The 14,074-nt window shown below is 57.8% G+C and carries 10 protein-coding genes and 1 tRNA gene; 7 read left to right on the top strand and 4 right to left on the bottom strand.

The genetic code is table 11. From position 1 onward, the window contains the following. Positions 1–18 precede the first annotated feature (18 nt). Positions 19–95: transfer RNA gene (locus AAGD24_RS03890), tRNA-Ile, on the top strand. Positions 96–112: 17 nt separating this feature from the next. Here AAGD24_RS03890 and AAGD24_RS03885 read toward each other — a convergent pair. Next, a complete protein-coding gene (locus tag AAGD24_RS03885; protein WP_228210358.1) occupies positions 113–445 on the bottom strand; it encodes a tRNA-binding protein in 333 nt (110 codons plus the stop codon). 34 nt (positions 446–479) lie between these two features. After that, positions 480–1,160: a glutathione S-transferase family protein gene (locus AAGD24_RS03880; protein WP_379866627.1), complete on the bottom strand. Its 681-nt coding sequence runs from the start codon at positions 1,158–1,160 to the stop codon at positions 480–482. A 110-nt stretch (positions 1,161–1,270) separates the two neighbouring features. Here AAGD24_RS03880 and AAGD24_RS03875 point away from each other — a divergent pair, with 110 nt between their 5' ends. From AAGD24_RS03875 to AAGD24_RS03850, 6 genes are all read left to right on the top strand, one after another. Continuing rightward, positions 1,271–1,507: a TIGR02647 family protein gene (locus AAGD24_RS03875; protein ID WP_036203201.1), complete on the top strand. Its 237-nt coding sequence runs from the start codon at positions 1,271–1,273 to the stop codon at positions 1,505–1,507. A gap of 162 nt (positions 1,508–1,669) precedes the next feature. Continuing rightward, the gene (locus tag AAGD24_RS03870) at positions 1,670–2,260 is read left to right on the top strand and encodes a PEP-CTERM sorting domain-containing protein (RefSeq protein ID WP_379866625.1); all 591 of its coding nucleotides are present in this window, start codon (positions 1,670–1,672) and stop codon (positions 2,258–2,260) included. 343 nt (positions 2,261–2,603) lie between these two features. Beyond that, positions 2,604–3,941, top strand: a complete 1,338-nt coding sequence (aupA, locus tag AAGD24_RS03865) for an alkane uptake protein AupA (protein ID WP_041332641.1) — start codon at positions 2,604–2,606, stop codon at positions 3,939–3,941. A gap of 13 nt (positions 3,942–3,954) precedes the next feature. Then, positions 3,955–7,110 (top strand): Ig-like domain-containing protein, encoded by a 3,156-nt coding sequence (locus AAGD24_RS03860; RefSeq protein ID WP_379866623.1) that lies wholly within the window; start codon positions 3,955–3,957, stop codon positions 7,108–7,110. Positions 7,111–7,389: 279 nt separating this feature from the next. Next, positions 7,390–9,684 carry a molybdopterin-dependent oxidoreductase gene (locus tag AAGD24_RS03855; protein WP_379866621.1) on the top strand — a complete coding sequence of 765 codons (2,295 nt, stop codon included), beginning with the start codon at positions 7,390–7,392 and terminating at the stop codon, positions 9,682–9,684. A 20-nt stretch (positions 9,685–9,704) separates the two neighbouring features. Further along, on the top strand, positions 9,705–10,166 hold the full coding sequence (locus AAGD24_RS03850) for a DUF2489 domain-containing protein (RefSeq protein WP_379866620.1): 462 nt from the start codon (positions 9,705–9,707) through the stop codon (positions 10,164–10,166). Positions 10,167–10,502: 336 nt separating this feature from the next. On the opposite strand, the gene AAGD24_RS03845 is transcribed toward AAGD24_RS03850, so the two are convergent. Continuing rightward, positions 10,503–11,867 (bottom strand): HDOD domain-containing protein, encoded by a 1,365-nt coding sequence (locus AAGD24_RS03845; RefSeq protein WP_379866618.1) that lies wholly within the window; start codon positions 11,865–11,867, stop codon positions 10,503–10,505. A 129-nt stretch (positions 11,868–11,996) separates the two neighbouring features. Continuing rightward, positions 11,997–14,072 (bottom strand): ATP-dependent DNA helicase RecG, encoded by a 2,076-nt coding sequence (recG, locus tag AAGD24_RS03840; RefSeq protein WP_126810644.1) that lies wholly within the window; start codon positions 14,070–14,072, stop codon positions 11,997–11,999. Positions 14,073–14,074 lie beyond the last annotated feature (2 nt).

Raw genomic sequence — 14,074 nt, 5'->3', positions numbered from 1 at the left:
GCAGCATCCGCTGAAAAAGGGCCTATAGCTCAGTTGGTTAGAGCAGAGGACTCATAATCCTTTGGTCCCTGGTTCGAGTCCAGGTGGGCCCACCACTCCCCCAGTTTTACCTTCAGATAAGCCTCTGCCCATTACTCACCTTGTGATCCGTGCTTACCAGGGTTATCGCCCCCTCATCATTCTTGATCCCAGTCACCAAGCACTCGGACATAAATTTGCCAATCTGTTTTGGCGGGAAGTTTGTCACGGCGAGCACCTGTTTACCCAATAACGTCTCAGGATCGTACAGGTCGGTAATCTGCGCACTGGATTTTCGGATGCCCACTTCCGGGCCGAAATCGACTTTCAACTTGTACGCCGGCCTGCGGGCTTCCGGAAATTCGTTTACCTCGATGATGGTGCCGATGCGCAGCTCTACGCTCTCAAAGTCTTCCCAACTGATCATGCCTGGTGAGTCCTCTGTCTGTTAAAGAAAGTGGCTATTGTCTGTGGTCCGCGAGCAAGGTGCCGACGGTGAACGCGATGTCCTCGTGTTCGGTGTCTCGCCACGGTTCCGCGAGGGATTCGGCTTCCCACTGCTGCATACTGCCTAACGCCAGAACCCTCTCAACGTAGGCAGCGGCGCCTTCGCTCAGGTCCAGCCCGTAGGTGCGTACCCGATAGACGACAGGGGCAAAGAAGGCATCCACAGCGCTAAAGCGGTCACCGGCGAGGAACGGGCCACCGAACTGCTGCAGGCCATGGGACCACAGGCTGTCGAAGCGGTCGACATCCTTTTGCAGGCCCTCACTGACCGTGTTCATGCGGATACGCAGGCCCACGTTCATGCTGCAGATATCCCGTAGCGACTGGAACCCGGAATGCATTTCAGCAGCAGCACAGCGAGCCCAGGCGCGGGCATTTGCGTCTTTGGGCCAGACGCTCTCGTGACGCTCGGCCAGATACTCAATGATGGCCAGCGAGTCCCATACGGTTGTGCTTTCATCCGTGAGGCAGGGTACCTTGCCGCTGGGGCTCAGGCGCCTGTAAGCCTGCCAGGTGGGCTCGTCACCAAACACAATGAGCTGCTCATTAAACTCAATGCCCAGCTCCTTCATCAGGACCCAAGGGCGTAACGACCATGACGAGTAGTTCTTGTTCGCAATATGAAGGGTGTACATCCCTGTCTCCATCCAGGTGGGGTGGTTTATCCGGAAATCAGTTTTGCCGAATACCGTGGCTTCGTATACAACTACACTAAGACCATTAAAAATAACACAAGGAACGCACCATGCCTTTCTCTTCCGACCACATTGATGAACTCAACCTGCTGGCGATGTTCGATCTGTCTTCCGCGCAGGAGGGCATTAAGGTTCACCAGCATTCAGCTGCACCGGAGATGGTGACCGCGGCAGAACGTTTGCACCAGAAGGGGCTGATCACTCAGAAGGATGGCGGTTACCTGACAAGTCTGGGCAGTGAAATGGCGGAGCATGCGCAGAAGGTGCTATCGGTGCTGACCAGTTGACACTGACATCGTGACTCCAGGAATGTCAGCTTTGTTTACACTATCAAACCGAGTCGGAAACTGCGCTTTGCCTATGTATCGGTAACAACGATGATTTTGGACTGTGGCACCTTTAATGCTGTGATTCTCCCGTAGTAAGGAATATCACCGGGAGTAGCAAAAATGAACACGAGAACTAAGTTTTGGCCACTGGTGGCTGGAACGCTGACATCCGCATTACTGATGTCAGGTTATGCTGTCGCGGCACCCATCAAATGTGATGATGCCTATAACTATATGCAGATGGACGATTCGCAGGCCACAGCATGCCTGGCGTCCGGCAAGAACAACCCGAGCTTTACCGGCAACCCTGCCAATGACATTTTTCTTAACAACGCCGCAGGAACGGGTTATCAGTTTGTGGAGAAATCTGAAAACGCAGGGAACCCCACAGCACTTTACAATCTGGAGTACGGACAGACCGACAGCACCGGCACCTGGGAATTCGATAGCAGCCTTTGGGACTCATACAGCACTATTGCAATCGGCTTCAAATTTGGTGGCGGAAACAAGGCTGACAACTGGTTCGTTTATGAACTTAACTCCCTCGTCTCCTCTGGAGACTGGGCGTACTTCGGCAAGGGTAATGGCCTGTCTCACGTGAGCCTTTACGGCAAGGGCTCTGTTACTGTGCCCGAACCTGGCTCACTGGCGCTGCTGGGCGCTGGCATCATCGGCCTGACACTGGTTGGTCGAAAACGTCGCGCGAACTGAAACGTCGAGTTTCAATACACATTAGCGCAGTATTCAAAGGCTCCCGGAAGGGAGCCTTTTTTTATGCCCGCAGAAAACCTGCAACAGTTCACAACTCTTCGTTACAGAAATAAACACCTTCCGGCCCGATAAGACTCTGTATTTCCTTCATTTTTAAACCATCTTTAACTAGAGGGTGGTCGTTTCGACACCAAAAGCTGTCAAAGAAGCCAACGTCCCGATAAGACAAGAGCACTACACTGCTTTTCGAACAAATGTACCAACAATAATTGCCAGCCCTGTTACCCGACTCCGGGGGCACGGCAAAGGTCCATAACAAAGACAAACAAATGGAGTGTGTTTCATGGTTTCAACCTCCCGCTTTTCCCTGCGTGCGATGACACTCGCCGTTGCAGCCGCCTCGGCCGGTTTTTCATTGAATGCCTCTGCCAGTATGGGCAATATCGGTACAACCTATGGCGTGATGCCCGTGGACGTGGCTACCGCACAGTCCCTGTCGATGTTCAACGAGCATGTGTCAGCCACCTATTACAATCCGTCCTATCTGACCAGTGACGAGCGTGGCGAGCTGACCGGCGGCATCCTTCACGCGGAGCAGGAATTGCGCTCCAGCCGTTCCGATGCAGACGGCGATATCATTTCGGATTCGCCGAGCCAGCACGTCCTGATCGGTATGAAAACCAACCTGGCGTCCCTGACCCGCTTCGATCACCCGATTTACCTGGGCTTCATCGCAGGCGTTGAGAAGTATGGTAAGGAAATGCTGGCATTCTCCTCGGAAACCTCCGAAACCGGGCAGTACCTGCAATATGGCAAGGAACCCCTATTCCTGAACATTGGTGGTGCCACCCCCCTCTGGCGGGGCATCTCAGGCGGTTTTTCGGTGCGTGTCACTCTGGAAGCAGCCGCTCAACTGGATGCCGTTTCAACACTTGGCGGTGAAACCAGCCGCGAGCGACTGGCGGTTAACGCCGAGCCCTCGCTGAAGTCCATCCTTGGCACCACCATCAAGTGGGGCGATACTTTCTGTCCGGACAGTGACTGTTTCCTCGACGGCTGGGAAAGCGCGATCACCTATCGCACCAAGTCATCCGCTTCGACGTCTGTAGACTCCAACATTATCGTTACACAGACCATCCCCGACCCGGGCCTGAGCCTCGCGGTGGCTACTATCGATTCCTTCCAACCGGAAACCTTTGCCATCGGCACCCAGTACAAGGGTGACGGCTGGCGCATCGGCGGTAGCATTGAGCAGCAGAACTGGTCTGAACTGGAAGACGAGTTCGCCGGCGACACAATCAAGGATCAGGAGAATGTCAGTGCAGCCAATCGCATCCGTTTTGATGACATCCTGGTGCCTCGCATCGGCGCTGAATACCAGCTCAGCCGTCACTTTGCCGTCCGGGGCGGGCTGGCGTATGAGGAGTCTCCCCTCAAAACCACCCGTAACCCGGAGCTGAACTATCTGGACACCGACAAGATCGTGGCCGGGCTAGGCATCAGTGCAACCTATGAACGCACCCGTGTGCTGGCCTACCCGGTACGGTTGGATATCGGTTACCAATATCAGCAGCTGCAGGACCGGGATTTCACCATCGTCGACTATGACGGTAACGAACAGCAGGCAACCGCCGACGGTGACGTTCACGTTATCAGCGGCTCCATCACCCTGAAGTTCTGAGGAGAGGTTTGCCATGAAACACAACAATACATTGGCACTGATTCCCGCGATGTTCCTGGCAGCATGCGGCGGGGGTGATGATCAGACCATCGACGAGCCGACAACTCCGGGAGAAGTGGTTTACTCCTACCCGGCGGATGGCCAGAGCAACGTTAGCCCCAAGGCCGACATGGTGCTGCGCTTCTCCCATGCGCTGTCTGACAACGATGTTGCCAGCAAAATCCGCATCACCGATGGTAGCACCGACCTGAGCTTCACGGCCGAAAGCGTGGATGGTGGGCGCAGTCTGACATTGTCGCCACAGGGCGAACTCAGCCCGGGCGCCGACTACACCATTGAGTTTACCGAGGTATTGCAGGCAGAAGGCGGCCGTACGATTCCGACCCCCAATGCTTTTGGCCCGGAGGGCGTGCAGTTTTCAACACGGGGTGCATTCAGCGGCATCGCCGGGCTGGACAACCTGAGCCCCGAGTTCACAGTTGCGGAAATGATTCCCTCCGGGGGCAATGTATTCCAGCCCATGAACTTCTCAACGTTCCGACTGCAAATGACCCAGACCGTACACCCGGACTGGAAGGCACTCGGTGGTGTCATTGAAATCACTGACAGCAACGCGAACGTGGTGCCGGCCACCGTTCTTGTGAAAGGCCGGGACATCACCATCGACCCCTGCCTTGCAGACTCGAAAGAGCGCTGTGGCCGCGAGGAGGACATACTCACCTCGGGCGAGACCTACACCGTGTCAGTCCGCAACCTGCCGAGTCTCCATGGCGGCACGCTGGACGACTTCAGCGAAACTATCACCCCACGCGACACCGGCCCAACCGTTGTTCTGTCCCAGCAAGTGGTGGATTCCGGTCTGAACGCCGGCGAGAGTGCTGAGAACACCCGCAAGTCTCGGCTAAACGGGCAAATCATCAACGGAATTACTCTGAACTCCGTACTGCAGGGCAATGCCGGGCCGTCCCAGCAAACCGGCGATCTGTTTGCAGAGCTCGCTTACGCACCGGCATTTACGGCGGATGAGCCCCTGCCACTGCGAGTTCCGAAAGGCAGCGTGCTGACCAGCAGCAGCCTGGATGTCCGTGTCAACGGTGAGGTACCGGTTATAGATCCGGCAACCGGAAACATCCAGAAAACCGGTGACATCAAGGTGACCATGTTGTCGGACGCCACCGGTTACCTGATGCCAAACCCCTACACGGATAACATGAACGCGCCGCGCCACGTCAAACTGTTCATGGATGTTGCCATGAACACGGAAGAGGCGCAGCCCAATGCTTCGTTATCCCAGGACCTGCTTGGGGTGGAGCTGACCGGCATCGCGATCGTGGAAGACGGCGTTCTGACCATCGACGCCATCGGCATGGTGGAACCCAACCTGCTGGGCCAGGAATTCACCGATGCCACCATTGCGTTTCGCATCGAAGCCGCGACGGATTCCGAGTCCGCACTGGATGCCGCCGAACAACGGGACGAAGAACTGGCGGACAACACCGGCCCACAGTTAGTGAGCTGGATGCCAGGACCGGACGATGCCTTCCCGGGTGATCGTGATCAGATGCAGCGCCCTGGCGACCCGATCGTACTGAATTTTGACGAACCGCTGGACGCCGATACCATCGCCGATGGCATTGTGCTGGACGCGGCAGGCACACCGCTGACGGTTGGCGACAACACACTGGACGCCAAACTCGACGGAACCGCCCTGGTACTGAACCCGGTCGGAGGCCTGGAGCATGGTGTTGATTACACCGTGCAGATTGGCAACGCGTTGACCGACCTTGCAGGCAATGGTGTCACACCGCAGAACCTCAGCTTCGCCCTCCCTGACATTGGCGGCGGTTCAGTCCCACAGAGGTCACCTCTGGCGCTGACAACCTATCCCGGTTACCCATGCGTCACCACCGGGGTCAACCTAAGCCAAGATAGCCATGGGCAGTGTGTGGATAACGCACCTAATGGTCCTCGCGGGGACGAGTTGCCGGTAACTACCATGCCTACGGACCGCCCCATCGTGGTCGTGTTCTCCCAGTCCATGGATCTGGACTCCATCCGCAGCGGCGAGACGTTTGTGGTTGAGAGAGTGGACGAGAGCGGCGCTGCAATTGAAGCGGTATCCGGCCGGCTGGAGAAGAACAATCAACGGATTCGGTTTTACCCGGACGAGCCCTGGGAAATCGATAGCCTGTATCGTTATCGCATGAAATCCACTTCCGGAGGCCAATGCCAGACCGGAACCGAGGATTTCATCTGCGGTGCCAACGGCCTTGCCCTGCAAACCGATCTCCTGGTAAACCCTGAAGATGTTGGCGGGCCAAATATGGACATTTACTTCCGAGGTGGTGAAGCGCTAGATACAGTATTCACTCCCTTACGGAACCTGCCGATTCGGGATACAAACTCGAACTATGTGGTTGACTGCGACGCGCTGGGTTCCCAGGACTGCCTGGAGCCATTCGATCATGAAGTGGATCCAAACGATGCCAGCGAGTTCCTGCCGTCCGCCAATGCCGCAAAACTGAAATCAGCAGGCAACGCAACAATACTGCTAATGTCCACTCCGGCAAGAGTCGGGTGCCCGACCAACGGTGATGAATGCCCAGAGAATAAATTCATCTATCAGACCTATGGACTGAATACAGAGGTTATCGGCCCCTACATCGATCCGGACTCAGGAGAGCAGACCGGTGTAAGGGTACTCTTATACCCAACCATGCTCGCGACAACCTCTACCTCGGTTTACCTGCGGATTATCGGCTTAATCACGCTGGAAGAACCGACAGGCCCACAGATCCTTCGGATGCGATACAACACGGAAACTTCCGAGGACAATCCACAAGGCTTGGTGGAAGGCGTTATTGTCGAGAATGATGATGGCCAGACCGAGTTCAGAACCGAAGCCCGCCTTCAGCTCGACGCCCCGCTGCTGGAACCACCCATTGGCGGACCACACGACCTGTACAGCAAACCGTTCACTCTTGAACTGAAAGGCGACATCAATTTCTTTGATGATGGCAGGATGCAAATAGAGCAAAGAAACACCAATCGTGTGCCGCTGACAGTCAACATAGAAAGCTTGGGGAACATTCCTCTGGAAATTCCAGCTGGCGGCGTTTACCTGAACTTCCTGTCCAACCCCATCAAGGAAATTCCAGCAGAGTACTAACTTCAGGCTCCGCTACTTATGGCCAGCCCTCGGGCTGGCCTTTTTTGTGGCCGGAAAGGCCATAAACCGGTTTTCCACTCTCCTGCGTTTCCTGCTAATCTGGTTGCCTGTTGAAACCAACTCCGAAGTCCGGGGCCAAGCGGGGACGGTGTTCCGAAACCGTGCGGAGCCATGGATGGCGGAGCCCGAGCGTTACAGGGACGTATTCAAAGCGTGTTTCGGAACACCGTCCCTGCTTGGCCATGCTCAGAACAATAACAACCAGTTTGGAGAGACCCCATGGAAAACGGCACCCACTACCGTACCTGCCATCTGTGTGAAGCCATGTGCGGCGTGGCCATCGAGGTCAGGGATGGCCACGTCGCCTCCATCAAGGGCGACGAGGACGATCCGCTGAGCCATGGCCACATCTGCCCCAAGGCCGTCGCCCTCCAGGACCTCCACGAAGACCCGGAGCGCCTGCGCAAACCGGTACGGCGCACCGCCGACGGCTGGCAGGAAATGGAGTGGGACGAAGCCTTTGACCTGGTGGCCAGCCGACTGCACCGGGTACGCAAAGAGCACGGCCGCAACAGTATTGGCGCTTACCTCGGCAACCCCAACGTACACAATCACGGCTCGCTGGTGGCTACCATGCCATTCCTCCGGGCCCTGGGTACCCAGAACCGGTTCTCCGCCACCTCCAACGACCAATTGCCCCACATGCTGGCCAGCCTGGAAATGTTCGGGCACCAGATTCTCTTCCCGATACCGGACATCGACCGCACCGACCTGTTCATCTGCATTGGCGCCAATCCGATGGCCTCCAATGGCAGCCTGATGACCGTGCCGGACTTCCGTGGGCGACTCAAGGCACTCAAGGGCCGTGGCGGCAGGATGGTGGTCGTGGACCCACGCCGCACAGAGACCGGCAAACTGGCCGACGAGTTCCACTTCATTCGCCCTGGCACCGATGCCCTGCTATTAATGGCCATGGTGCACACCCTGTTTGAAGAAGACCTGGTGAACCTCGGCCATGCAGAACAATGGACGAAAGACGTAGACCTGGTCCGGCTGGCCGCAATGGGCTTCACCCCCGAAGCCGTCAGCGAACAGACGGGCATGCCGGCTGCTGATATCCGCAACCTCGCGCGGCAACTGGCCACAACACCGAGGGCTGCGCTGTACACTCGCATGGGCACCAGTACCCAGGCCTTTGGCGGCGTTGCGACCTGGCTTGCCTACGTGCTCAATATCCTGACCGGGAAGCTGGACAGCACTGGCGGCATGATGTTCACGCAACCTGCGATTGATCTGATCGCACTCGGTGGCATGTCCGGCCAGAAGGGCCATTTCGGCAAGCGGTTCAGCCGGGTGAAAAAACTGCCTGAGTTTGCCGGCGAATACCCTTCAAGCACCATTGCCGATGAGATTCTCACGCCGGGCGAGGGCCAGATACGGGCATTCGTGACGGTGGCGGGCAACCCGGTGCTTTCAAGCCCCAACGGTGGACGGCTCGACGAGGCCTTCGGCGGCCTCGATTTCATGGTGTCGGTGGATTACTACCTCAATGAAACCACCCGTCATGCGGACGTCATACTGCCTCCCACCGCCGGGCTTGAACGCAGCCACTACGACCTGATCTTCAGCATGTTTGCCGTTCGCAACACCGCCAAATACAGCCCTGCCCTGTTCGATGCGGGCAAAGACGCCCGCCACGACTGGCAGATACTGCTGGAACTGGCCCACCGTCTGGAGAAGAAGCGAAAAGGTGGCCGCCTGCCCCTGCGTTCCGAGATGGGTTGGCGTGCGTTCAAACAGATCGGGCCGGACCCGATCCTTGATCTTATGTTGCGGGCCGGGCCCTACGGAACCGACATCGGTCCTGCACGCGGCCTGGTCCAGCCCGCCATCGACCTGGTGATGGATATACTTCCGGAGCGCCATCCCCTGCGGGGTCTGGCAAAAATGAGCCCACTGAACCGCCACTGGCAGGACCTGCCCAAGGGGCTGTCCATCAGCGCCCTTAAGGAACTACCCAACGGTGTGGATCTCGGGCCACTTCGCCCATGCATGCCCGGCAGGTTGTTTACCCGCGACGGCAAGGTAAACCTCGCCCCACGCCGCTACTTACAGGATCTGGGGCGGCTCCATGCCTTACTCACGGCACCGGCCTCCGACGGTCTGCTACTGATCGGGCGCCGGCACGTTCGCAGCAATAATTCCTGGATGCACAACAGCCAGCGGTTGGTGAAAGGCAAAGACCGCTGTACCCTGATGATCCATCCGAAAGATGCTGCTCGCTGTGGCCTTCAGGCTGGTGATTCCGCCGAGATTGGCTCCACCTCCGGGCAGATCGTATTGCCGGTGGAGATCACCGAGGATGTGATGGCGGGCGTGGTTTCAGTACCCCATGGCTGGGGCCACCATCGGAAGGGTACCGGGCAGAGTGTGGCGGTTGCCCACGCTGGCGCCAGCATAAACGACGTGTTGAGCGATCAGGAGATTGATCCGCTTGTTGGCACGTCCGTACTTAATGGGCAGACCGTGTCTGTAAAAGTCTGGCGTGCGGACCGCCAGCGTAAACAGGCCTGACATTCTCAAGGGAGACTTCTATGCCGCCGTGGCTTCAATGGACACTGATTATTGCCGGCCTGCTGGCCATCGCGCTGCTTGTCGCGTTTATCGGCCGCCAGTCCCGTGCCCTGCAGGACAGCAGGAGGCGGCAGGAGAAAGCAGAGTCTTTCCAGAAGGAACGCCGCGACAGCATGATTGAAAGTATCCGGGTATTGGCCATGGCGGTGGAAGAGAATCAGGTTGAATACTCCGAAGCCTGTCTGCGAATCAAGGGCCTATTGGACCACGTGGCACCGGAGTTGCTGGACCAGTCTCCTTTCCGGGTGTTCCAGCAAGTGCATGAGCAGATCCAGCACATGCCGACCCATCGCGCCCGCCAGGAAACGGATGCCCGCTTCGTGGAAAAGATGGACCGCGAGCGCCTGGCAGTCGAAAAGGAGCACGCCGACGCCATTCGCCGCGCCGCAACGGCCATTCGACACCATCCGTTCCAGGCCTGACCCTTACCAATATGAGTCTGACGCCCCAGTATTTTGTAACAGTTTGTAATCGAATTTCATCGCTGAAGGTTTGATTAGCTTTACAAATCAATCTCTTCAGATGTCACGAAATTATGACGCCCGGCTCATTCACCAAACACCAACGTAGCCAGCTTTTATTTCACTCCATATTGGCTAAGTTTAAAAAAGCACGTTGCCACTACTGACCCTGCAACTGCTCACGTTGTTTTCTCCTGAACACGTTTGGTTTGATCTGCAACAAGCGGGTGAGCTTGCCGGCCTTCGGGCCGGCTTTTTTGCGGGGCTAAACTAGAGAGGTTTGGCGGTAGAGAGGACCTACTGATTCATCATCCCCGCCATCGCCATAATGCTGTCCTTGTTTCCGACCAGTTCATCAAACTGCGCTTCCACCTTTTCCCTGTTCAGACCGAGAGATTCGTAGAACGCGTCCGACACCTCTTCCCCCGCACCCAACGCAACACCGCGCTTGGTCAGCAGTTGCCGACTCAGCCAGAGCAGTTTGCTGTATACCGCGTGAGGGCCGTCGTAACCAGGATTCTTCTGGTTGCGGATTGCCAGGCAGACCTCTCCAGGCATACCCCAGTTCTGCATCAGTTCCGCCGCAATCTGCTCCCGGGTCACGCCCAGCAGATAATGCTCAATCATTGAGGAGTCGAGATGGGGGTTTGCTTCCAGCGACCGGCACACCAACTTGAAATGGGGAGGAAACACCTGTGCCAGCACCAGGTAGCCAAAGTTGTGCAACAACCCCCCCAGGTACGCAAGACCAAAGATAGGACGTTCGCCACGAGGCATCATGCTGGCCAGGATACCGGCCGACTGAGCCTGCCATATCGCCTGTTGCCAGTAATCCACATAGCCTTCCGGATGATCCTGGGGCTGCTTCAGGGCACGCCCCAGAGACAGGCCCATGGCCAGGTTCATCACCAGGTCGAAGCCCAGAATCCGAGAGACCGCGTCGTGCACAGAACGCACCTGCCCCGCCGCCGCATAAAAGGACGAGGACGCCCAACTGACCACCTGAGCCGCCAGGCTGGGGTCACTTTCCACGACATCCACCAGATCCCCCATCACAGCATTGGGGTTCACCCGCAGGTGAATAATGCGCTGGGCGGTCTCGGGTAGAGGAGGCAACTCAAGAGTATCTTCCAGGCGCTGCTGAATGCGCAGCGAGGTAAACCGTCGAATGGCGGAATGCAGCTGGTCCCGGTCTTTTTCCGGGCTGTTGAGATTCACGGCAATGGTATCCCGCGCCACCGAAAACGAATGGCGGTCGGCCGCGACGGTGATTCCCCGGAACTCGTCGCCGGGCATGACCATACAAAGATTCTGCTCGCCCAGGACCAATGCCACAGACGCCAACTCATCCACCCGCGCGTCCACAATCGTGGGCCAGCCGGTCAGAGACGGTAAGGCGGGCAGCTCGGTCAGGCCAGAGCGCTCACGAACCCGGACCTGCTCCCGTCGCTTCATCACCCGCAGGTCTCGCCCCAATTGTTTGTTCAGGGCACTGATATCGAGCAGGTCACCCTCGCGGCAAATGGCCTGGAGATTCCCCTCCTCATCCGTGAGCAACACCATTCGCAACAGTTCGTCGTCCCGGGCCTGGCTCACATCCCTAAGGGAAACGCCGGCAGCAGACTCACCCAACGCCTGCCTGACTACGACAGGTAGCTCCATAAGTTTCTCCCAAAATGTAGACGGTGCCCCGTTGGACACATTGGTTTCACTCAGTATAGGGCACGAACAGCGACCCAACTTTGACATCAGGCGGGTTTTCACACGATTTTTTCTACCGGCGCGGCGCAGTTACACGTCGCCGTAACGAATTCGTTCCCCCAACCAACGGCGAATCAAACCGTTCACCAACGCCGGCTGCTTCATCAGCGGCGGCGCCATTTCACGGATTGGCTCGATCCAGCCCTTGTCCCGTTCAAAGTCTGCCAGCCGGAACTGCATCATACCTGTCTGGCGGGTGCCTAACACTTCTCCCGGCCCGCGTATTTCCAGGTCTTTCTCGGCAATCACAAAACCGTCCTGACTGTCGCGCAGGGCCTGCAAACGCGCCTTGCCATTCAGCGATAATGGTGGATGGTACATCAACACGCAAAAACTGGCCTCTTCGCCCCGGCCAACCCTGCCCCGCAACTGGTGCAACTGCGCCAGGCCCAGGCGCTCCGGATTCTCGATGATGATCAGCGAGGCATTGGGCACATCCACCCCCACTTCAATTACGGTGGTCGCCACCAGAAGGTCGAGCTCGCCGTTCTTGAACTGTTCCATGACCGCTGCTTTTTCGGCCGCCTTGAGGCGACCATGAACAAGCCCCACCTTCAGATCTGGCAGACGTTCCGCCAGCTCCTGCGCAGTCACTTCCGCCGCCTGGCACTGCAGCGCTTCTGACTCCTCAATCAGCGTGCACACCCAGTATGCCTGCCGGCCTTCCTTGCAGGCCTTTCGTACCCGATCGGTCACATCGTCACGCCGGCTGTCGGGAATGGCGATGGTTTCGATAGGCTTGCGGCCGGGGGGCAGCTCATCAATCACCGACGTATCCAGGTCCGCATAGGCGCTCATGGCCAGCGTACGCGGAATCGGGGTCGCTGTCATAATCAACTGGTGTGGCGCCATGGTGCCGCCGACGCCCTTCTCCCGCAGGGCCAGCCGCTGATGCACGCCAAAACGGTGTTGTTCGTCCACAATCACCAGTGCCAGGCGACTGAACGCAACATCTTCCTGGAACAGGGCATGGGTACCTATCACCACGGTGGCTTCGCCACTGCCAACGGCCTCCAGAGTTTCCTTTCGTGCCTTGCCCTTAATCTTTCCCGACAGCCACGCCAACTGGATGCCAAGCGGCTCCAGCCAGCCACGAAAATTCTGGTAGTGCTGTTCCGCCAGTATTTCCGTGGGCGCCATCAGCGCCACCTGCGCGCCAGCACCAATGGTCTGCAGTGCTGCCAGCGCCGCCACCACGGTTTTACCAGACCCCACGTCTCCCTGCACCAACCGCAACATGGGTACCGGCTGGCTGAGATCCTGGCGGATCTCGGTCATAACCTGTCGCTGTGCCCCGGTAAGGCTGAACGGAAGCAGATCAAGAAAACGTTCCGGCAGATCACCGGTTGGCAGTAACGGCAGCGCTTCCCGGGCCTGAACCTGTTGCCGTACCTGCAAAAGGCTTAGTTGGTGGGCCAGCAGCTCTTCCATAACCAGTCGCTGTTGGGCCGGGTGCCGCCCCTCCATCAATAGATGAACCGGCGCATTGGCCGGCGGCGAATGCACCAGCTCGACCGCTTCGGTGATACCCGGCAACTGGTAACTGGTGAGCAGTTCTTCCGGCAACCAGTCACGGATCGGGTAACGTTTGAGGTAGCCCAGCGCTTGCTGGCACAGAGCGCGCACTCGCGGCTGCTGAATGCCTTCAGTCAGGGGATAAACGGGCGTTAGCGTGGCCTCACCCTGCGCGGGCATCGGCGGCGGATTGACCTGGTATTCAGGGTGGTAGAATTCGTAACCGGCCCGCCCCGGCCGAACTTCGCCGAAACAACGCACCCTCGCGCCTTCCGTGAGTTGGTTCTTCTGGGCGGCATTGAAATGGAAGAAACGCATGACCAGGAAGCCACTGTGATCCTTCAGGGTCACCTGCAGGCTTCGGCGCCGGCCCATCACCAGATCGGTTTTCATCACCTCGCCTTCCACCACCCCGACGTCGCCAATGCGGAGGTTGCCCATGGAGATAATGCGTGTGCGATCCTCGTACCGATGGGGAAGATGGAACAGCAGATCCTGCAGCGAACGGATGCCCAGCTTCGACAGCTTGTCGGCCAGGGCATTACCGACGCCCTTCAGGGTGGTAACGGCAATGTCGTCCAGTGACATCATGG

This window comes from Marinobacter sp. M5B (assembly GCF_042604615.1).
GTDB classification, from domain to species: Bacteria; Pseudomonadota; Gammaproteobacteria; order Pseudomonadales; family Oleiphilaceae; genus Marinobacter; species Marinobacter salarius.
This window is presented reverse-complemented; position numbering and strand designations above follow the sequence as displayed.

Bases quoted from the DNA above. Each gene is read 5' to 3' on its own strand.
- aupA (WP_041332641.1), top strand. From the start codon at position 2,604: ATGGTTTCAACCTCCCGCTTTTCCCTGCGTGCGATGACACTCGCCGTT.
- recG (WP_126810644.1), bottom strand. From the start codon at position 14,072: ATGATGTCACTGGACGACATTGCCGTTACCACCCTGAAGGGCGTCGGT.
- AAGD24_RS03845 (WP_379866618.1), bottom strand. From the start codon at position 11,867: ATGGAGCTACCTGTCGTAGTCAGGCAGGCGTTGGGTGAGTCTGCTGCC.
- AAGD24_RS03880 (WP_379866627.1), bottom strand. From the start codon at position 1,160: ATGTACACCCTTCATATTGCGAACAAGAACTACTCGTCATGGTCGTTA.
- AAGD24_RS03860 (WP_379866623.1), top strand. From the start codon at position 3,955: ATGAAACACAACAATACATTGGCACTGATTCCCGCGATGTTCCTGGCA.
- AAGD24_RS03850 (WP_379866620.1), top strand. From the start codon at position 9,705: ATGCCGCCGTGGCTTCAATGGACACTGATTATTGCCGGCCTGCTGGCC.
- AAGD24_RS03875 (WP_036203201.1), top strand. From the start codon at position 1,271: ATGCCTTTCTCTTCCGACCACATTGATGAACTCAACCTGCTGGCGATG.
- AAGD24_RS03855 (WP_379866621.1), top strand. From the start codon at position 7,390: ATGGAAAACGGCACCCACTACCGTACCTGCCATCTGTGTGAAGCCATG.
- AAGD24_RS03885 (WP_228210358.1), bottom strand. From the start codon at position 445: ATGATCAGTTGGGAAGACTTTGAGAGCGTAGAGCTGCGCATCGGCACC.
- AAGD24_RS03870 (WP_379866625.1), top strand. From the start codon at position 1,670: ATGAACACGAGAACTAAGTTTTGGCCACTGGTGGCTGGAACGCTGACA.